This window comes from Haloactinomyces albus, from assembly GCF_031458135.1.
Taxonomy (GTDB): Bacteria; Actinomycetota; Actinomycetes; order Mycobacteriales; family Pseudonocardiaceae; genus Haloactinomyces; species Haloactinomyces albus.
In genome coordinates this window covers 1075108-1095106 of record NZ_JAVDXW010000001.1, presented here as the reverse complement: position 1 = coordinate 1095106, position 19999 = coordinate 1075108, and the positions used below count along the sequence as shown (strand labels likewise).

Annotated in this window: 16 protein-coding genes; 8 read left to right on the top strand and 8 right to left on the bottom strand. The window is 70.1% G+C overall.

All coding sequences use genetic code 11. The features are described from left to right. Positions 1-23: 23 nt before the first annotated feature. Complete coding sequence (locus tag JOF55_RS05030; protein WP_310270294.1) at positions 24-1484, bottom strand: MBL fold metallo-hydrolase; 1461 nt, start codon at positions 1482-1484, stop codon at positions 24-26. Between the two features lie 507 nt (positions 1485-1991). Between JOF55_RS05030 and JOF55_RS05025 the strand changes: the two genes are divergently transcribed. The 3 genes from JOF55_RS05025 (at position 1992) to JOF55_RS05015 (ending at position 4135) form a co-directional block, all read left to right on the top strand. Further along, positions 1992-2570, top strand: a complete 579-nt coding sequence (locus JOF55_RS05025) for a TMEM165/GDT1 family protein (RefSeq protein ID WP_310270292.1) — start codon at positions 1992-1994, stop codon at positions 2568-2570. 139 nt (positions 2571-2709) lie between these two features. After that, positions 2710-2889, top strand: a complete 180-nt coding sequence (locus tag JOF55_RS05020; protein ID WP_310270288.1) for a DUF397 domain-containing protein — start codon at positions 2710-2712, stop codon at positions 2887-2889. Between the two features lie 199 nt (positions 2890-3088). After that, positions 3089-4135 carry a saccharopine dehydrogenase family protein gene (locus tag JOF55_RS05015; RefSeq protein ID WP_310278287.1) on the top strand — a complete coding sequence of 349 codons (1047 nt, stop codon included), beginning with the start codon at positions 3089-3091 and terminating at the stop codon, positions 4133-4135. A 9-nt stretch (positions 4136-4144) separates the two neighbouring features. Here the strand turns inward: JOF55_RS05015 and JOF55_RS05010 are convergent, their stop codons facing one another. The 4 genes from JOF55_RS05010 to JOF55_RS04995 are packed head-to-tail and all read right to left on the bottom strand — an operon-like array spanning position 4145 to position 12486. Next, the gene (locus JOF55_RS05010; protein ID WP_310270285.1) at positions 4145-5419 is read right to left on the bottom strand and encodes a TIGR02679 family protein; all 1275 of its coding nucleotides are present in this window, start codon (positions 5417-5419) and stop codon (positions 4145-4147) included. Beyond that, entirely contained in the window at positions 5416-9588 is a 4173-nt protein-coding gene (locus JOF55_RS05005; protein ID WP_310270283.1) for a TIGR02680 family protein, read from the bottom strand. The genes JOF55_RS05010 and JOF55_RS05005 overlap by 4 nt, the downstream gene beginning before the upstream one ends. Positions 9589-9595: 7 nt before the next feature. Beyond that, complete coding sequence (locus JOF55_RS05000; RefSeq protein WP_310270281.1) at positions 9596-10834, bottom strand: TIGR02678 family protein; 1239 nt, start codon at positions 10832-10834, stop codon at positions 9596-9598. After that, positions 10831-12486 (bottom strand): DUF2397 domain-containing protein, encoded by a 1656-nt coding sequence (locus JOF55_RS04995; protein ID WP_310270277.1) that lies wholly within the window; start codon positions 12484-12486, stop codon positions 10831-10833. The genes JOF55_RS05000 and JOF55_RS04995 overlap by 4 nt, the downstream gene beginning before the upstream one ends. Positions 12487-12610: 124 nt before the next feature. Here JOF55_RS04995 and JOF55_RS04990 point away from each other — a divergent pair, with 124 nt between their 5' ends. Further along, complete coding sequence (locus JOF55_RS04990) at positions 12611-13570, top strand: cobalamin biosynthesis protein (protein WP_310270274.1); 960 nt, start codon at positions 12611-12613, stop codon at positions 13568-13570. A gap of 41 nt (positions 13571-13611) precedes the next feature. Here the strand turns inward: JOF55_RS04990 and JOF55_RS04985 are convergent, their stop codons facing one another. From JOF55_RS04985 to JOF55_RS04975, 3 genes are all read right to left on the bottom strand, one after another. Further along, positions 13612-14475, bottom strand: a complete 864-nt coding sequence (locus JOF55_RS04985) for an SURF1 family cytochrome oxidase biogenesis protein (RefSeq protein ID WP_310270271.1) — start codon at positions 14473-14475, stop codon at positions 13612-13614. 54 nt (positions 14476-14529) lie between these two features. Next, positions 14530-15417, bottom strand: a complete 888-nt coding sequence (locus tag JOF55_RS04980; protein WP_310270268.1) for a fructosamine kinase family protein — start codon at positions 15415-15417, stop codon at positions 14530-14532. 84 nt (positions 15418-15501) lie between these two features. Beyond that, positions 15502-15993, bottom strand: coding sequence for a low molecular weight protein-tyrosine-phosphatase (locus JOF55_RS04975; RefSeq protein ID WP_310270265.1), 492 nt, complete (start codon positions 15991-15993; stop codon positions 15502-15504). Between the two features lie 59 nt (positions 15994-16052). On the opposite strand from JOF55_RS04975, the gene cobC reads away from it, so the two are divergent. From cobC to JOF55_RS04955, 4 genes are read left to right on the top strand one after another with little or no spacing between them, the layout of a single operon-like run. After that, positions 16053-17141: an Rv2231c family histidinol phosphate aminotransferase CobC gene (cobC, locus tag JOF55_RS04970; protein ID WP_310270262.1), complete on the top strand. Its 1089-nt coding sequence runs from the start codon at positions 16053-16055 to the stop codon at positions 17139-17141. Then, positions 17138-17998, top strand: coding sequence for a Nif3-like dinuclear metal center hexameric protein (locus tag JOF55_RS04965; RefSeq protein ID WP_310270259.1), 861 nt, complete (start codon positions 17138-17140; stop codon positions 17996-17998). The genes cobC and JOF55_RS04965 overlap by 4 nt, the downstream gene beginning before the upstream one ends. Further along, on the top strand, positions 17995-18729 hold the full coding sequence (locus JOF55_RS04960) for a zinc ribbon domain-containing protein (protein WP_310270256.1): 735 nt from the start codon (positions 17995-17997) through the stop codon (positions 18727-18729). Before JOF55_RS04965 ends, JOF55_RS04960 begins: the two co-directional genes overlap by 4 nt. After that, positions 18726-19928: a bifunctional RNase H/acid phosphatase gene (locus JOF55_RS04955; protein ID WP_374727227.1), complete on the top strand. Its 1203-nt coding sequence runs from the start codon at positions 18726-18728 to the stop codon at positions 19926-19928. The genes JOF55_RS04960 and JOF55_RS04955 overlap by 4 nt, the downstream gene beginning before the upstream one ends. Positions 19929-19999 lie beyond the last annotated feature (71 nt).

Below are 19999 nucleotides of genomic sequence, written 5' to 3'. Positions count from 1 at the left end.
CGGCCGATCCGGGGCAGTGCGTGTCAGGCCCGGCCGACCAGGGGAACTCCGGACTGTTCGGCACTGCCGAAGGCATCGTCGAGCAGCACGACCGTGCGGCCTTTTCCTTCCAGGATCGAGGCCGCCGTGGCGGAGCGGTAACCGCTGCCGCAGTGCACCCACACCGCTCCGGGAGGGATCTCGTGCAGGCGATCCCTGAGCGCGTAGAGCGGAATGTGGACGGCGCCGTCGATGTGGGCGGAGTTCCATTCGTTGTTGGTGCGCACATCCAGCACCACGTCCGGTGCGGGATAATGCTCGTGTTCCGAAGTCGGGGCTTGCGACGAGGGCGGAGATCCCGAGGACAGGTGCCGGGCGAGGTCGGCAAAGCTTGCCGAGGCTATGCTGCGGAGCTGCCCGGCCTCGGTGGCCAGCTCCCGGGGCCTGCCGACAGCGGTGCCGGAGAACGTGTCGATGCCGATGCGCGCCAGCTCGCGCTGGGCCCGCTCGACCTGTTCCGGGGAGTCGCCGAGCAGGACGATCGGTGCTCCCCAGTCGATCATCCATCCCAGCCAGGTGACCATGGGGCCGTCCAAGCCCAGGCTCACCGTGGAGGCCAGGTGGGAGGTGACGTAGGCCTTGCGGGAGCGCAGGTCCACGACCCATTCACCTCGTTCGAGGCGCTGGGCCAGCTCCTCGGGAGTCGCCCGGGCGGGGGAGCGCAGATCCAGTGGCTCCGGCCCCGTGGTGTTGAGCACGCCCATGTGGGCGTAGTACGCGGGATAGACGTCGAGACCGGACAGCGTCTGCTCGACGAACTCGCTCTCGGCCAGTGTCAGAGCCGGATTGCTCCGGTGCTGCTGCCCGATCGTGCCGGAACCCTCCGATACCGCGGCCGCCGAGCAGAAACTGCCGAATCCGTGCGTCGGCCAGACCTGCGCGCCGTCCGGCAGAAGCGCCCCCAGCTTGTGTGCCGAGGCGTGCTGATGGCGTGCGAGCTTCTCGCTGTGCTGCTGCCCGGCCAAGTCCGTGCGCCCGGTCGTGCCGTACAGCAGGGAACCGCCGGTGAACACTCCCACCGCCCCGTCGACACCTTCGAGCGCGTAGGACAGGTGATGGAAGGTGTGCCCGGGCGTGGCCAGCGCCCGCACCTGCATCCGGTCGGACAGCTCGACGACCTCGCCGTCGGACAGCGGCGTGCGCGTGAAGGGAACCTCGTCCGCGGCGGCGAGCCCGTAGTCCGCGCCCGTCAACCGGGCCAGTTCGAGACCCCCGGAGACATAGTCGTTGTGCACGTGGGTTTCCAGCACCAGTGTGATCCGCACGTCGAGCCGGCCTGCCAGGGTCAGGATGCGGTCCACATCGCGTTGGGGATCGACGACCACGGCGACCTCGCCGTCGGTGGCGAGGTAACTGCGATCGCCCAGCGAGGAGGTTTCGATCACCTCGACGGCGAGGTCACCCGCGAGGGTGTAGGCGGAATCCCGCACGGCCTGCAGGGACATGGCGTGCCTCCTTCCTCCACGAGGCTGTGCCCGCCGGGCTGACGGACGACACACACCCCATGGTCGGTGTACCCGCTCGATGCGGCAGTACTTCTGCCGACCGCTGCCTGCGACGTGGCGAGCCCGGCGATCTTGCGGCTGCCTGCGGCTTCGTCGCCACGTGGTGACGAGGATCGAATATGTTTTGCCGAAATACGAGAAATCGTGCGCGCCTCGACGAATCAATATGTTGCGCCGCGCCGAAACAGTTATTTGGACACTGCGTATTTTGTTTTCGGTGATATGTGCCACCGTGATGGGTGTTGATTCATTCGGAAAAACGGGTATTGTCGGTGCCCAAGAAGGGGAGTAGCCCGTAATCTCGCGGTCGACACACTGGCGCCGATCGGCACCCGGTCGCGAAGCCTCTCCACGAGGTGGGCGAGACCTTCGGTTCCTGCACACCGTGCCGGGCCGAAGTGTCTCGTGTCTTCGTTGCCGGCACCGATCGAGAGGCGGCCGGCAAGCGTGTTGACCAGCTTCGCAGTGAGTTCGGCGGCGATCTTCGTCGCGGAACTCGGCGACAAGTCGCAATTGATGGCGATGACCTTCGCCACCCGGTATCGCACGTGGCAGGTGCTGCTCGGAATCACCGTGGCCACCACCGTGGTGCACGCCGCCTCGGTCGGATTGGGTCTCGGCGTCGGTCACCTCGTGCCCATCGAATGGATCGGCCTGCTCGCCGGACTCGCATTTCTGGGATTTGCCGCATGGACGTTGCGCGGTGATTCCCTGACGGAGGAGGAGAAGGCGAAGGCCGCGCGCGGGGCGGGGTCGGCCGTGCTGGCGGTTTCGGCCGCTTTCTTTCTCGCGGAGCTGGGGGACAAGACGATGCTGGCCACCGTCACCCTGGCCACCCGGCACGAGTGGGTCGGAACCTGGATCGGCTCCACTGTGGGCATGGTCCTCGCCGATGCCCTGGCGATCGCTGTCGGGCTGCTGCTCGGCAGGCACTTGCCCGAACGCGTGATCCGCTATGGCGCGGCGGCGCTGTTCGTGCTGTTCGGCGCCTGGATGATCGGCACCTCCCTGCCCACCCTGCTCTGAATCGAGCGCCGGGAATGGCTGAAGCAGCAGTGGTATCTCCACCGGTCGTACCCGCATGGCGTGTGGAGCGTGGACTCGATCAGGAAAGATCCCGGGCAGGCCGAGACACACCGGCAGACGGTGGCGTAGGAGGGCGGCCGTGGATCTTTCCCATGCGGCGTGGCGAAAGTCGTCGCGGTCCAACTCCGGCGGCAACTGCGTCGAGGTCGGCCGCACCACCGCCGCCGTGGGCGTGCGTGACACCAAGGACCGCGACAGCGCCACTCTGGTGTTCTCTCCCGGAGCCTGGGAGCGTTTCACGGCCTTCCTGAAGGGCTGAGCGCACACGGCGGAGTGCGCAGGGCGTGTCGGTTCTCGGCAAAACGTCCGACCTCATCGAGGCCAACCTGAAGCACCCTCTGCCAGGTCACCCGCCCGCCATCCCGATGCGTAGTAACTCGGTGGAGCACTGCGCGTTGTAAACCGGCAAGGGATCGTGGAGAGCCGACCCACGGCGGAAGGGACACATTGTGAGCTGGATGGTCTACGGCGCGAACGGATACACCGGCCGCCTGGTCGCCACGTCGGCGGCCAAGCGGGGACAGCGGCCGGTGCTCGCAGGCCGCGACGTGCGCAAGGTCGCCGACGTGGCGGTTCCGCTCGGTCTCGAATATCGAACCTTCGACCTGCACGATCCGGCTGCCGTGGATGCCGCCCTGGACGGCATCGACGCCGTCGCCCATTGCGCCGGGCCGTTCTCGGCCACCTCGGCGCCGATGGTCGACGGCTGTCTGCGATCCGGCACCCACTACCTGGACATCACCGGTGAGATCGACGTGTTCGAGGCGGTCCTCGCGCGGCACGAGCAGGCCCGGAACGCGGGCGTGACGCTGTTGCCCGGCGCCGGATTCGATGTCGTGCCCACCGACTGCCTGGCGGCCCTGGTGGCCGCCGAACTGCCGACGGCCACCTGGCTGGACCTGGCCTTCCACGCCAGGGGAGGCATCAGCGCCGGGACGATGAAGAGCGCCTGGGAAGGAATGGCCCTCGGTGGCCGGGCCCGCATCGACGGGGAGCTGCGGACGGTGCCGGTCGGATGGCGCAGGCGAGACGTCCCGTTCCCCTCCGCGCGGCGACGGGCCGTCTCGCTGCCCTGGGGAGATGTGAGTACGGCTCACCGCAGCACGGGTATCGGCACCATCACGACCTTCGCCCACCTTCCCGGACTCGACCGCATCGGTCCGACAACGGCCGGATTGGGCCCGAAGCTCTTCGGCGGTGCGCTCGCCCAGCGCCTGGGCAAGGCCGCGATCGAGAAGCTGGTGCGGGGACCGGACGAACGCCGTCGAGCAGGCAGCGGCGTCGAGGTGTTCGCCGAGGCAGGCGACGCGGCGGGCGGGCAGGTCTCCGCCGCGCTGACCGGCCCGAACACCTACGACTTCACCGCCGATTCCGTGCTGCACGCCGTGGCCGAGCTGCAGGCGGGTGCGGCTCCCGCCGGTGCGCACACCCCCTCGACCGCCTTCGGCTCGGATTTCGTTCGCAAGCTCCACGGCATCCGCGTCATCGAGCCCAGCCGCCGTTGAGACGGCGATTCAGCCCAGGCCGGTGCGCAGATCGGTGAGGAGATCGTCGAGCACGACCTCTTCCTCGATGGCACGCCCGGCGGTGGACATGAGCTCGGGCAGTTCCGGATCCCACGGCGCCTCGGCCGGTTCGCCGGTCAGCACCGGCAGGTCGATCCGCTCGGCGGAGGCCTGGTTGAGGGCCGCCCGATAGTCGGCCGCCGCCATCCGCCAGGGCCCGGCACCGTGATGGTTCCACAGCGAGCGGGCGATCGTCAGGCCCGCCCAGTCGAAGTCGCCGTGATAGCGCAGGGCAGCGCCGTCGGCACCGAGCCGGTGGAGCAGTTCGGTCACGATGGTGCTCGGATGGCCGGACACGCACACCAGCGGATGCCGGATCCCGTCCCGCACGGCAGCTTCCAGCACGCGCGGGTTCTCACAGACGGCGACCGTGGTACCCGCCTCGACGAGGTGTTCCGGTGCGACGCCGAGGTCGAGATGGGTGAGCTGTGCGGGCAAGCCGAGCTCCGTGCGCCCACGAACACCCCGTGACCACTCGTCCGAGCCGACCAGCGGCAGTGCCCAGCACAGCGCCGTGGCCGAGACGGCATCGAGCGTGACCCCGCACAGCTCCCACAGCCTCCGGCGATCGCGTTCGTTGGCAGGAGCCTCCACGCCGTGGGCGAGGGCCGCCGCCCGCAGCACGACGCGGCTCAGCGTCATGCCGCTGTCGAGCCGGTGGGCCCCACCGCCGCAGCGGGCGGCCAGCTCCGCGCGGGAGATCCAGGTCCGCGGCGAGTGACCCGGGTCGAGAACGAGGCGGGCGAGTACCGCCGCCGCTTGCCGCGCGACACTGTCGAGTTCGCTCTCGGCGACGCGCCCGTACTGGTGCAGCCATTGCATCCAGGGGCGTGCCCAGGGTTGTTCGGCCAGGTTCTGCTCGGCCAGGGCCGCGTGCAGGACGTCGGTCACTCTGTCCCGCCGCTCGGCGCGGGCGGCGGTCGGTGACTCCCGCCTGTCGATCGGGCGGTCGTGCAGGATCTCCAGTACCTGTTCCAGGCCGAGGCCGAATCGCGTGTTCTCCCGCAGTTGTGTGTCCAATTTGGACACATTGATCCGGGTGCCCTGGCCCCACATCGGCCGCCCGTAGACCTCGCCCACCGCCTTGCGGGTGTCCTCGTCGGGGAGTTCGAGGCGGAACGTCGCGGGCTGCTCGGGGGACTCCAGTATCTCCCGGGCTCTGGCCCACAGCCCGCGCAGCTCGGCGGTGTCCCAGACGGCCCGGATGTTCTCGGCGTCGCTCACGGTTCTCCCTGATCCAGGCCGCGACCGTCCCATGTGGTGTGGGTGCAGGCGATCCCGTGCCCGCTGCTCGGTCGCAGCACGTCGTAAATGTGCATCTTCGGGATCTTCGGGGACACTCCCCAGCCGCTCGGCCAGGTGATCACCCAGTCCATGTCCAGGTCCACCAGCAGCCCGAGCATCCGCGCGACCGTCGGGTCATCGAGACGTTCGAACGCCTCGTCCAACAGGACCAACCGCAGCGGTCCCTGCGCACCCGAGGAGACGTCGATCGCGTCGTAGAACGCCGCGGCCGCCGCGAACAGCGTCACATAGGACACCAACCTGGACTCGCCGGAGGACAGTTGCTGCAGCCGCCGCATCCGGGGCTTGCCCTCCGGTCCGGTGTCGCGGACCCGGACGGTGAAGGTGTACCAGGAGCGGTAGTCCAGGGCACGGGAGAGAATCTCGTGGTAACCCCCCGAGGCACTGTCCCGTTCGGAGTCGATGAGGTCGGTGAACACGCGCCGCAGCAGCGCGTCCTGCTCGTCGCTGCGGTTGGCGAAGGGAGTGCGCAGGAGGTCGACGGCATGGCGCAGGTCGTCGCTCAGTCCGGCCGCGGGCTGCCATTCGAGTTGTACGTGCACTCCCTGACTGGACCGGGCGCCGTCGAGCACCGCGTTCATCCGCTCGCACAGGTCCTCGGCGATCGCGATCTGGCTGCGCAGACGTTCGGCGAGATCGCGGATGAGGTAGTCGGCGAAGATCGACTGGTAGCGCTCGTCGAGGTAACCGCGCTGCTCGGCAAGCCGTTCCCGGACGCGGCGCGCGGCCTCGGCGACGGGTTGGCCCCCCTCCTCTCCGGTGACCGTGACGGTCAACAGCCCGTTCCGGTCCTGCGCGGTGATGTCGTCGGTGCCGCTGAGCGCGTGCTGCAAGGACGGGAGTTCGTTGTACACGTCCGTCTCGGTCACCGGCGGTCGCTCCTCGGCCGTCACCAGCTCGGCAGCCTCGTCCGGGTCCGCGGGCGGGTTGTCCGGGTCCGCGGTGCGCACCCTCGTGGCCGCCCACAGGCCCGGAATCCGCAGTGCCTGCCGGAAGTCCTCGGCCGTGGTCCCGGCCTCGGATTCGCACTCGGCGAGCCGGGATCGGCTGTCCTCCAGCCGGGTGTCGAGCGTGCTCTCGTCGATGCGCAGTCCGACGACCTCTTCGCGCTTCTGTGGCAGTTGGGTGTCGAGATCGGTGCGTTCCCGCTCCAGGGAACCGATCTTGTCGGCGACCTCCTGGCCTTCGCCGCCCACGGCAGCACGAAGCTCGGCCAGCGCGCTCGCCTGCTCCCCGTGGTCGGTGCACCGCTGTTCGGCCTGGGACTCGGCCGCCATCCGATCCGCGATGGCGGCGTCGTGATGCAGCGACGCCTGGCGCAGGTCGGCCAGCGTGGCCAGACACCGGCGCTCGATCACCTCCCGGAGCCGCTCGAGGGAACTCCGCGCTTCGGAGGAGGCGTGATGGGCTGCCGCCAGCGCCTCGGTCTCGGCGGGCAGGTCGATCTCCCCGGTCGCTCGGACGAGCTCGGCGTAGGCCGCCTGCCAGCGCTGTTCCGCCTGCTCGTGCTCCCGCAGCAGCCGAGTGGCCTCGCGCTCGGCCTCCTGGGCGATCTCCGTGGCGGTGGACAGCCGGGCATGTGCGCCCAGCAGGTCACCGTCATCGGGGAAGGAATCCACATACCGTTCCAGTTCGGTGGCGTGGTCGGCTGCCTCGCGGTGTCGCCGCTCGGCCTCGCCGATCTCGGCGCGCAGCCGGGACAGCTCCGCCTCCAGCTCCGCGATTCGGCGTTTGCGCCCCGCTTCGCGCGCGCCCGCCCCCACGTATTCGGCGGCGTCCTTGTGCCAGGCCCCGGACAGGACGCCCGCCTGCCACTCCCCCGCAGGCGAGACCGACAGCCCACCCGGAGTGTCGACCGGGACGGAGGCCAGCAGGGCGGCGATGCGCTCCCGCGAGACCGGGCAGCCGGGCTCGGGCGCCGGAACGAGCAGGTCGGTGAGGCTGCGGGTGCCGTGCTGCTCGCCGGGTGCGGCGAACAACTCCCGCACCCCGGGCGTGGTTACGGTTCCGTCGGCGGTGACCCAGGCGTTGAGCAGCCCACTGGCCTCCAGGGCGGCCTCCAGGCCCGCACGGTCCTCCTCGGACAGTGCGGTGGTGAAGTCGACCAGCCGGTGGAACGCGGACCCTTCGGCCGCGGAGCGTTCGGCGGTGGCCCACCCGGGTCGCGCGGGAGCGCGCTCCCCGCCCGCCCGCAGCTCGGCAAGGTCCTCGTCCAGCGTGTGACCTCGGGAACGCAGGTCGGCCAGTTCCTGCCCGATCTCGGTTTCGACCCGTCGGGCCCGGTGCAGTTGTGGCCGGGCCCAGTCCCTGACCCGCTCGCGGGCCTGTCGTGCGGCGGAACGCTGGTCGAGCAGCTGCTCCAGGGTGGGCGGCTCGGGCAGTGGATCGGCCACACCGGACAGTGGGTAACCGGATGCCCACGCGCGGACGTGCTCGAGCCAGCCACCGGCGATCTCGGACAGTTCCTGCCGAGCCTGGTTGCGGCGGCCCATCGCCTCGGTGGCGGTGACCCGGGCCTGCTTGGCCAGGCGCTGCGTTTCGGCCACCTCGGTCCGCTGCGTGTCCAGTTCCGCGGCCTGCTGGTGCAGGGCCAGCGTCTGTGCGCCACGTTGCTGAGCGGCCGTGGCCGCTTGATGTGCTCGGGCTGCGGCATCGTGGAACGCGGCGGTCAGGTCCTCGACGTCCAGCCGCGGGGGAGCACGGCGGTCGATGGTGAGCGGTTCGGCGTCGGCTTCCGGTGCGGCGCGCACCCGGTCCTGCCGGGCGGTGGCTTCCGCAGCGGGCACGGCGGGTGGCCGGGGCACCAGGGAGCCGTCGAGTCCGGCCGCGGTCAGGTGCTGTGCCGCCTGCCCGGCGGTTTGCTCCGCCAGATCGACATCGTCGAGCAGGCGACGCATCCACCCGACGACCGAGTCGACCGAGCGTTCCTCCTGCTCGCGGTGTGTCCGCGCGGTCTCCAGCGCATCCACGGCCGCCGAGCGGATATTGTCCACCAGCCGCTGCCGGTCGCGCAGGTTCTGCAGCTCGGTGTAGGCGGGATGCGAACGCAGCGCGTCGAGGCCGGATTCCAGCTCCGCGGCGCGCTTTTCCAGCTCGCTGACGGTGTGTTCCGCCGTCGCGCGGTCCTGCTGCGTCTCGGCTCTGCGGCGCTCCAGGACGGCTATGTCCTCGTGGCGCGCGCGCAACCTGTCCCCGGCGGCGCGCATGGCATTCGCGCGGCTGCGCAACGCGGTCAGCGCGTAGTCGGAGTAGGTGGACAGGAACGTCTCCAGAGCACTGTCCGCGCCGGTCAGCCGGATGATGTTCTCCCGAACCGACTCCAGGTCGTCGAAGGAGGTGGCCAACCGCTCGATCAGTCCCGCATCCAGGGGCGGGAGCGCATCGGACAGGATCTGTTCGAGCCGGCCTCCCAGCACCTTCAGGCCGACGTCGGGATTGCGCAGAGTGCGCTGCAAGTGCAGCAGATCACCGTAGCGCTCGGTCGGTACCCCGTAGACCGTGGCGGCGATCCTGGCACGGAACGCCTGCTCGTCCAGCACGCAGTCCGCCCCGAGAATCTCCCGGAGCTGAGCTGCTCCTGGTGGCACGTCTCCCGGGCCGACGAGCTTCAGGTCTCCGGCGACGTGGCGATCGGGGACGCGCTCGTCGGTGATGAACCGCCACGAATCGCTGATCTGCCTCGAGGTTCCGGCGGCTTTCACTCCGACTCCGCAGGTGAGGAACTCCGCTGCACCCTCGGGGGAGACCCTGCGCAGTTCGATCCAGGCGTAGCCGATGCGGTTCGGGCCTCCGGTGTACTCGTCGAGCATCAGCCGCCGCATGCTGACCGTGTCGAACCCCTTGGAGCCGATGTGGTGCAGATCGCCATCCAGGCACAGGGGCAGCAGCAGTTCCAGCGTGCGTGACTTGCCGGAACCGTTGGCGCCCTGGAAGATCGCCCGGCCACCGTCGAGGTCGAAGGTCTGCTCACCGTACTGCCAGATGTTGACGATGCCGCCGCGGTGCAGCCGCCACCGGGTGGCGCTCCCGCGTGGTTCGGGCGGTCGGGAGTTCTGGTCACCGGTGTTTTCCGCTGCCTGCGTGCTCACCGTTGCACTACCCTTCCAGCTCGTCGAACAGCGTCAATCCCGGTGGTTGCGGGGACGGCGGCCCGGATTCCCGAGCGGGTGCCGGAGTCGCGTCGGGGTGCGGAACCCACCGATGCGCGGCCGGACTGACCAGCCACCGAGGACCTTCCGGGAAATCATGCCTGCTCAGCACGCCGAGTCGATGCAGCAGCGCCGTGACCGAGCGCACCGGTTCATCGGGGTCCTCGGTGGCCCGGCGGGACCACGCCGCCGGATGGGACTCGACCAGATCACCACACACCTCCTTCAGGTCGTGCCAGGTCACGGCATGTTTTCCGTCCTGGCGCGGACGACCGCGCTCCAGCAGGGACGGCAGCGCCAGCAGCGCGATGCGGGCGACGGTGCCGGGACCGGGAAACACCACATCGGTGAGGTAATCCGCGGGATCGGTGACCACCATGCCCTCCCGACGGGTTTCGCTGACCAGGCCGAAGTAGCGCTCCAGCACTCCGGCCTCGCCCGCGTGGTTGCTCCGCAGCCACGCGGCCTGTTCGGCGGGCAGATCGCTGTAGTGCACCACGGGGTCCTCGACGAGTCTGCGCCGAACGGCGAGCTCCGTACTGGGCTCTCCCGTATCGGTCCGGCGCGCGATGTTCGCCCTGGTGATCAGGTCGTCGGCATCGGTTGCCGTCGCCAGTGGGCCTGCGACGAGTTGACCGAGCAGATCGGTGTCGATGGTGATCAGGGCCTCCGCAGTGGGATCGCCGGCCAATGTGGACACCGTGCCCTCGGTTTCGCTCAGCACGCCCAGCGAGACGAGGTGGCGCAGCGCGGCGGTCAGCGCCCTGCGGTCGGCCGGATCGTCGGTCACCTCGATGCCGGACTCGACGGCGGCGGCGCGGATGTCGCCGACGAGCCGGGACAGCAGGACTTGCCGCCCGAGTCCGGTCAGGGTGGCCAGGGTCAGCGCGAAGTAGGCATATCCGCGCGGGGACAGGGACACCCCGCGCGTGGTGTCCGCACCCGAGCCCGCCTTGTAGAGCCGGGCGAAGCGCCGCTGGACGCTCAGCCGGTAACCGAGCAGGGTGTCGAACACCTCCTGCAGGACCTCGCGCTGCCGGTACAGCATCGGCAGCAGATCACCATCGGGTCCGCCCGGATGCAGCAGGGGTCGGCGCAGCAGCACCCGGGCACACCGCACCACGTTCGCCGCCTCGATGTCTCCGAGCTCGTCGAAGCCGGGAACAGCCGTGCCGCGCATGCTCATCGGGAGCCTCCGGAGACGGTGGAATTCGCTGTCGTCCCGGTACCTGCCTCGGCCGGTGTGTCGTCACCGCGCAACTCCAGCGCGGTGTTTCGCAGCGTCAGCGTGCCCGAGGAACTGCCGATCCGGGTTTCGTGGCCCTCCGTGTGCCGGATGGTGACCTGCAGCCGGTGTACCGGATCGCGTGCCCAGCCGGTGTCGTCCGGATGCTCTCGCTGTGCCTGGGCCTTGGTCAGCAGTTCGCACAGGACACCGAGCGCATCGGTCGACAACCGGATCTCGGTCGGATGGGCTGCCGCCGCCGTCAGCTCGGCCGCCGCCGCGCGACGCCTGCGCTTCTCCGCACGGGCCTCGGACAGCAGTGCCTCCTCGGTCATCGGATCGTGCAGCACGCGCGAGGCCCGCCCGCGTGCGCCGCGATCTCCGCGACTGCGCACGTTCACCGGAACGTCGAGCACGGGACCGTCCCGCCAGGCGACCTCGTGGTTGTCGCTGTCGTAGTCCGGTGCAGGCTGCAGGTGCCGTGCCGAGTGCAGCCCGAACGTCGCCGCGTACAGCTGGTGCGCACGGTCCGGTTCCGCCTCGTCGAACCAGCGCGCCAGCTTCAACAGATCGCCCCGGCGGCCGGGCATCAACCCCCCGTCGGAAGTCGCCCTGCGCACACTGGCCAGCAGGGAGCCGATGGCGCGAGCAGTGGCCTCCCGCAGCGAGGACACCTGACTCGGGCGCCCCGGAGAGTCGACGAACCAGTCGGTGAGCTCCTGCCAGTCGGCCTCGGTGCGTCCCCGCGCCCGTTCGACCTCGGCACCGAGGTCCTCGGCGGGCCCCAGCACCCGCAGCAGCTCCTCTCGCCTGCTCGTGATGCCGGAGAGGGCGGCGGCAATGGTCCGGGTATGGCGCAGCACGTCCTCCACGACCATCTGGATGTATTCGACCAGCAGGTTGCGGAATCCGGAGATCTCCTCCGGTGCGAGATGGTGCCGGGTGACCACCTGACCGAGGTAGGCATAGAAGTCGCGGACCGTCGCGGCGAGTTCGGCGTGCTGCAGGAACACGGTGGTGACCTGCTCGGCGAGTCGTTCCCCGGCCTGCCCGGCCGGTTTCGCCGCCGGATCGTGCTGCTCGGCGCTCAGGGCCTCGGACAGCAGTGCGGAGATCTCGGTCACGCCGCGCTCGATCGCCGGGAGCAGTTCGCGGGAGACCTCGCGCGCGCCCTCGGGAACATGCAACAGCGTGTCCACGTCGCGCTGCACGCGTACGGCGAGTTTGCTGACCTGGTAGCGGACACTGCCGTGTTGGAACTCGGCGATGCTGGACGCGATCGTCTCCCGGCGGCCGACCACCAGATTTCCCCACTTGACGAGGCGCCTGAGCCGGTCGATGACGGTGCCGATCTCGGACTCGCCCGCATCGATGCGGCCGTCGCGTTCGGCGCCCACCAGTGCCGCCGCGACCTCGTCCGCCGACAGGTCGGCCAGCAACGTCGAGGTGAACAGGCGCATGATCGCCAGGTAGGTGTGGTGCTCCGGTGCCTGGAGGTAGGCGAACAGCTGCAGGCGCTGCTCGGCTCGGGTGCCTTCCTGCGCCATGTCCCGCTCGGCAGTGTCCCGCTCGGCAGGGGGCAGCACATCAGCGTCGTGCTCGGGGACCGTCACGGCCCGCAACAATAACCTGTTCGGCCGGGCCACCCGGTCACATGTCGGGTGTTGACCTGGGACGTGTTCGGCGGCGGTAGTGTGCGGCTGCACCAGCAGGGATCGGACGGCGAGGAGAACACGGGTGAGTGCGGGCAGGGCGGTCGGACTGGTACTCGGGGTGGCCGCGGACGCGGTGATCGCCGATCCCCGGCGCGGACATCCCGTCGCCGCTTTCGGGAAAGCGGCGACCACGGCCGAGAAGCTGCTCCACCGGGACCGACGCACCGCCGGAGTTCTCTACACCGGTGTCCTCGTCGGTGGTACCGCCTCGCTGGGACTGATCGCCGAGCGGTGGTCCCGGCGCAATGTTCTGACCCATGCCGCTGTGACCGGCATCGTCACCTGGGCGGTGCTGGGCGGTACCTCGCTGGTCGGTGAGGGTGCCGCCATGGCTCGCGTGTTGGAGGAAGGCGAGGTGGAGATCGCTCGCGGACGGCTGGGCAATCTCTGCGGCAGGCGGTCCGAGCACCTCGACGCGCAGGAGCTCGCGCGCGCCAGCGTGGAATCGATGGCCGAGAACACCTCGGACGCCGTGGTCGCCCCACTGGTGTGGGGCGCCGTCGCGGGCGTGCCCGGCCTTGTCGGCTACCGGGCCGTGAACACCCTGGATGCGATGGTCGGCAACCGGGGAACCCGCTACCGCAACTTCGGGTGGGCTTCGGCGCGATGCGACGACATCGCGAATCTGGTGCCGTCCCGGCTCGCGGCCGCACTCGCCTCGCTGGGGGCTCCGGTTGTCGGGGGATCGGTTGCCGATGCCTGGCGCACCTGGCGACGTGACGCATCGGCGCATCCGAGCCCGAACGCCGGACAGATCGAGGCGGCCTTCGCGGGAGCTCTCGGGGTCCGGCTGGGTGGCCGGATCGCTTACGGTCATGCCGTGGAAAGCCGTCCGGTCCTGGGACGGGGACGGGCCGCCGAGGTGGGCGATGTTGCCCGCAGCGTGCGGCTTTCGCGGGCGATCTGCCGCGCGAGTGGAGGACTTGCAGCCGGTGTGGCCCTGCTGGCCGGGTTCGGCCGTGCACGTCGTCGGCGGTTGTGAGGATCCTCGACCACCGACGCACCGACCGGAAACAAGCACTCTCACGAAGAGTGCGTTGCTTCTTCCCGCTCCCGCCGCTCGTCTTCGGCGATGGCCTCGGCCACCGACATCCGGCGCCGCCCGGGGCCCTTGTCGGCACTGCCGTACCGGGCGCCGGAGGTGGGGCCGTTCGATCCACTCGACCGGCGTGCCTCGGTGTAGATCAGGTATCCGGCCGCCAGAGGTGCCATGGTGCCGAAAATGATCCACTGCATGGCATACGAGAAGTACGGTCCCGATTCCAGCCGGGGCAGCGGCAGCGGGGAGAGCACGCCGGGTTGGTCCGGTACGAGGGAGAAGTAACCGGCACGCAGCGGAACCCCGGTTCCCTCGGTGATCGTCCGGCTGTTCACCGCGTAGGTCCAGAGATGCCCGTCGTGGCGGAAGGTCGGACGCTGCTCCGGGTCCTGTTCGTTACTGCGGATCCGCGCCGTGAGCGTGACCCGGCCTTCCGGGGGTGCGGGGTAGTCCGGTGCCTTGGTCGACTCCTCCGGCCGGATGTAACCTCGATCGACCAGCAATGTCCGGCCGCTGTCCAGGCGAAACGGGGTCAATACCTCGAATGCCGGTTCACCCAGCACGGTGCGCTGCCACGCCAGCGTCTCCGCCCCGGGCAGATAGTGTCCGCTGAAGGTCACCCGCATCCACTCGGTGCCGGGACCGGGAGTGCGACCGTGGGGGAGTACTTCCTGCAGTGGTCTGACCGGGGCGTTGGACGACTCCCGGATGGCGGTGTTGCGTGCCTGCGTCTCGGTGTGGCGGCTGAACTGCCATGGTGCGAGCAGTGTGAAGCAGATCGTCGAGAACACTCCGACCAGCAGAATCAGAGCGATCCATCCGGGCCGCAGCAGGAACTTCAAGCGCACTCGTCCACCGTAAGCCGGTGAGGCCGACCTCCGCCGTCCGGGGCAGGGGAGGAGCTAACCGAGGGCGGAGCGGGCGGCGGTGACGGCCTGCGTCGCGAAGCCTCGCCCGAACAGCACGGCATGCACCAGCAACGGAAACAGTTGATGCAGGCTCACCCGGTCGCGCCAGCCCTCGGCCAGGGGGTGCACCTCGTCGTAGGCGGACAGAACACGGTCGAGGTGTGGGCAACCGAACAACTGCAGCATCGCCAGGTCGGTCTCGCGATGTCCACCGTGGGCGGCGGGATCGATCAACCACGCTCGGGTACCGTCTCCGCCGTCGCCCCAGTGCACGTTGCCGCTCCACAGGTCGCCGTGCAGCCGCGCGGGGGACTCCGCGGGGCCGGCGAGGTCCTCGATGTGCGCGCACACCCGACTGATCACCTCGCCTTCCTGCGCGGTCACCGTGCCGGAGTCCACCGCGCGCCGCAGGTAGGGCTCGATCCGGTGCGCGGCGTAGAAGGACGGCCATTCGGGCGTGGGTTCGTTGCGCATGGGAGCGAGCCCGATCCACGCATCCGAGGGGCCGCCCGGCGGGGGTGCACCGTGGGCCGGGGCACCGGCGGCGTGCATCCGCGCGAGTCCGCGTCCCAGCTCCTCGGCGGCCGGTTTGGTGGGCGAGGCCGTGCGGATGTGGTCGGTGACGAGCCAGTGCTCGTCGTGCCCGTGCACGGCGGGCACGGGCACGCTGTCCGCCTCGGCAAGCCAGGCCAGCGACGCGGCCTCGGCGGCCGATGCTCCGGGCATGTCCGCGCTCGCGGTCTTGGCGAACACCGTGCCACCGTCGGCGAGGCCGACTTCGAATGTCGCCGCCGCGTCACCGCCGCCGAGCCGGCGCGCACTGGCGGGCGTATCGCCGGTGAGCTCGGCCACCGCGGCCAGTGCCTGGTCCGTTCGGCTCATGTGCTCCTCCACGCAGCGCTGTGCAACGGCTTCGACGTTTCCGGCGAGACTTCCGCGGTCACCGGACTTCCGAGCCCACCAGGATCAACCGGAAGCACCCCGGGGGGACTCCGCATCGGCGAGTCGCTCGCGTACCCAGTCCAGCACACCGGGCATGGCGGCCTCGATCATCTCGAGTGCGTCCTCGAAGCCGCGATCACCCCCGAAATAGGGATCGGGAACCTCCGCCCGAGCGTCGGAGTCGGGGTCGAAGGAGCGCAACAGGCGCACCCTGTCCGGGTCGTCGACGGCATCGCGTGCGACCCGCAGATGCCCGGCGTCCATGGCCAACAACAGGTCCGCCGTGAGGTGTTCGTCGGCGAGCTGGGCGGCGACATGTTCGGTGGGGTAACCGTGCTCGGCCAGCACCGTGCAGGTGCGCGGGTCGGCCGCCTCTCCGACGTGCCAGGGGCCCGTTCCGGCGCTGGTGACTTCGACCCGGTCGTCGAGCCCGGCACGGCGTAGGTGCTCACGCAGCACCAGCGCCGCCATCGGGGATCGGCAGATGTTTCCGGTACAGATAACAGACACGTGCACGGTCCCCGAGGATAGAAGGCCTTCCGCGATGTTCCTGCCGGGTGGCTAGACTGCCGGGGATGACGAGCCGGGACGATCGGGAACTGCTCCGCCACCACGGTGACATCGACGCCGAGCCCGGCCTGCTCGATTTCGCGGTGAACGTACGCCTGGACCGCCCGCCACCGTGGCTGCACGCCCGGTTGACCGGGGCCCTGGACCGGCTCGGTCACTACCCCTCCGGTGCCGACGAGGCCGCTGCCCGCTCGGCGGTCGCCGCGCGGCACGGCCGCCCCGCCGAGGACGTGCTCCTGCTCGCGGGTGCGGCGGAGTGCTTCGCGCTGCTGCCGTCCCTGCGGCCACGCCTGGCGGCGGTGGTGCATCCGTCGTTCACCGAGCCGGAGTTCGCGTTGCGCAGTGCAGGCGTGCCGATCACCCGGGTTCCGCTGGCTCCCGAGGACGGCTATCGGCTGCGCCCCGAAGCAGTGCCGGACGAGGCCGATATGGTCGTGCTCGGCAATCCGACGAACCCGACATCGGTGCTGCACCCGGCCGAGACGATTCGCCTGCTCGCCCGGCCGGGCCGGGTCCTCGTGGTGGACGAGGCCTTCGCCGATGCCGTACCGGGAGAACCGGAATCGCTCGCGGCGAGCCGTCTCCCCGGTGTGCTGGTGGTACGCAGCCTGACCAAGATGTGGGGCCTTCCGGGATTGCGCGCGGGGTACGCGCTGGCCGAACCGGAGCTGCTCGCGGAACTCGCCGCGCACCGTCCACACTGGCCGCTCGGCACGCTCGCGCTCGAAGCGATCACGGCCTGTTGCGGCAGCGGTGCGCTGGCCGAGTCCGAGGAGGCCGCGACGCGGATCGCCGCGCACCGCGAGGTGTTCGCGGCCGACCTCGACGCGCTCGCCGACGTCCACGTGCACGGTCCGGCGGCGGCACCGTTCCTCCTGCTGCGTATCGCCGGGGGCGAGCGGGTGCGGGAGGAGCTGCGTGGCGGCGGGATCGCCGTGCGCCGGGGAGATACTTTCCCGGGACTGGACACCGACCACGTCCGGGTGTCCGTGCGTGCTCCGGAGGAGAACTCGATGCTCGTCGAGGCCTTGCGCGGGATTCTCGGGCCGGGGCGGAGTTCCACGGAGTACCCGGTGAAGGGAGCCACCGCATGAGCACACGGATACAGCAGGTGGTCAGCGTGCTGGAGGCCGCGTACCCGCCGAGCCTCGCCGAGTCCTGGGATGCCGTCGGACTGGTCTGCGGGGATCCGCGGACCGAGGTGGAGCGGATCCTGTTCTGCGTCGATCCCACCGAGGAGACCGTGAACGCGGCCATCGATTCCGGCGCGCAACTGCTGGTCTCCCACCATCCGCTGCTGCTGCGCGGCGTGCACGGTGTTCCCGCCGACGATCCCAAGGGCAGGCTGATACATCGGCTGGTGCGCGCGGGTGTGGGCCTGTACTGCGCACACACCAATGCCGACAGCGCCGCTCCGGGAGTTTCCGATGCACTGGCGGCGGCACTCGGCCTGACCGTCACGGGCCCGCTGGCGGCTCACGCGGAGGGAGCGCGCACCGGTTTGGGACGGATCGGTGCACTGGCCGAACCCGAACCGTTCGGGGACTTCGTCCGGCGAGTCGCAAGCAGCTTGCCTGCCACGGCGTGGGGAGTGCGTGGTGCGGGCGATCCGGATCGCCCGATCGGTTCGGTCGCGGTGTGTGGCGGGTCGGGTGACTCGCACCTGGACACGGCGACGGCCGCCGGGGTGGACGCGTACGTCACCGCGGATTTGCGCCACCACCCGGCCGGGGAGCATCTTGCCCGAGAGGACGTGCCGGACGTGCGGGTGCCCGCGCTGGTGGATGTCGCACACTGGGCCAGTGAGTGGCCGTGGTGCAGGCAGGCCGCCGATGTGGTGGCCGCCGCACTGCCGGATACTGTCGAAGTTCTTGTCTCCACGTGCCGCACCGACCCCTGGACGATCCACGCCGCCGGTGCGGCCACCGACCCTGGGAGGGCGCCCGCGTGAAAGCCGACCCCGCCGTGCAGCGCAGGTTGCTCGAGCTCGCAGAAGTCGACACCGAGCTCGGTCGTATCAACCACCGCCGCCGGACTCTGCCGGAACTGGAGGAGATCGGGCAGGCCGAACGTGACCTGCAGACCAAGCGGGACTCCCTCGTGTCGTCGCAGACCTCTTTCGACGACATCGACCAAGAAGTCAAGCGGTTGGAAAACGAGGTCGAGCAGGTACGTGCCCGGGAGGGACGCGACCGCAAGCTGATGGAGGCAGGCGGTTCCTCCAAACAGCTGGAGGACCTGCAGCACGAGTTGGAGACGCTGTCCCGGCGTCGGGGCGCACTGGAGGACGACCTGCTGGAGGTCATGGAACGACGCGAGGCGCTGGAGACCGAGGTCGGGTATGCGCGGGACGCGGTCTCGACGGCCGAAACCGCCTTGGAGGACGCGCAGGGCCGTCGTGACGAGGCGGTGAAGGACCTCGACATCGCGGAAGCCAAACGCGACGCGGAGCGGTCGGCTTTCGTGAACGACCTCCCCGAGGACCTGTTGGCCCTCTACGACCGGATCCGCGAACAACGGGGTGCCGGAGCGGGGCTGCTGCAGGGCGGCCGGTGCGGCGTGTGCCGCATCGAACTGGACCGCACGGCGCTGACTCGCGTCCGCGAGGCCGCTGCGGACGAGGTCGTGCGGTGCGAGGAGTGTGGCGCGATTCTGGTGCGGACCAAGGAGTCGGGACTGTGAGCATGCGGGTCGTCATCGAGGCCGACGGGGGCTCGCGAGGAAATCCGGGTCCCGCCGGGTACGGGGCGGTGGTCCGGGACACCGATGGTGCGCTGCTGGCCGAACGTTCGGGCGGCCTGGGGCAGGCGACCAACAACGTGGCCGAGTACCAGGGGTTGATCGCCGGTCTGGAGGCCGCTGTCGAGCTGGGCGCCACCGAGGCCGAGGTGCGCATGGACTCCAAACTCGTCGTCGAGCAGATGTCCGGTCGGTGGAAGGTCAAGCACGCAGGCCTGCAGCCGCTGGCGCGGAAGGCCGCGGAGACGATCCGTGCGCTGGAACAGGTGCGGTTCGAGTGGATCCCTCGCGAGCGCAACAAGCACGCCGACCGCCTGGCCAACGAGGCGATGGACAGTCAGGCCGGTATCGCAGCCCCGAGCGGCGGTGCCGAGGAGCCGGACCACGGGCAGTGTCCGAGCGGTGAGCAGCGCGCGGCTCCGGATGTTGCCGCACCGGCGCGCACCGAGGAACCCACCGCGGGCGCCGCGGGTAACGAGGAGGCTTCGCGGGCCTGGACCGGTGCGATGGGATCGCCGACCCGGTTGCTCATTCTGCGGCACGGCCAGACCGCGCTGTCGGTGGATCGTCGCTACTCCGGACGCGGCGACGTCCCCCTGACGGGACTGGGTGAGAGCCAGGCCAAGGCCGCGGCGAAACGGCTGGCCGCGATGGACGGGGTGATCACCGACGACGGGGCGGCTCCGGTGATCTCCTCCCCACTGGATCGGACCCGGCAGACCGCACAGGCGGTCGCCGACACCACCGGCGGCGACCTGCTGTTCTACGACGGTTTGATCGAGGCCGACTTCGGGGACTGGGAGGGGTTGACCTTCCTGGAGGCCGCCGAGCAGTACACCGACCTGCACCGCCGGTGGCTGGGCAATCCGGCCATCGACCCCCCCAACGGGGAGAGCATGGTGACGGTCTTCGACCGGGTCCGAGTGGCGCACGAGGAGCTGCTGCGCCGCTTCGCAGGTAGAACGATCATCGTGGTCAGCCACGTGACGCCGATCAAGGCGCTGTTGCGGATCGCGCTGGATGCCGGGCCGTCCCTGTTCTACCGGCTGCACCTGGATCTGGCTTCGCTGTCGATCGCCGAGTTCTACCCGGACGGCAACGCCTCGGTCCGGCTGGTCAACGACACCTCCCACCTGGCATAGCGCCCGCCTGGTCGGTTCCGGTGGCCGGGAGGCCTCCCGGGAACCTCGCCCCGCTCACACGAGTGCGGGCG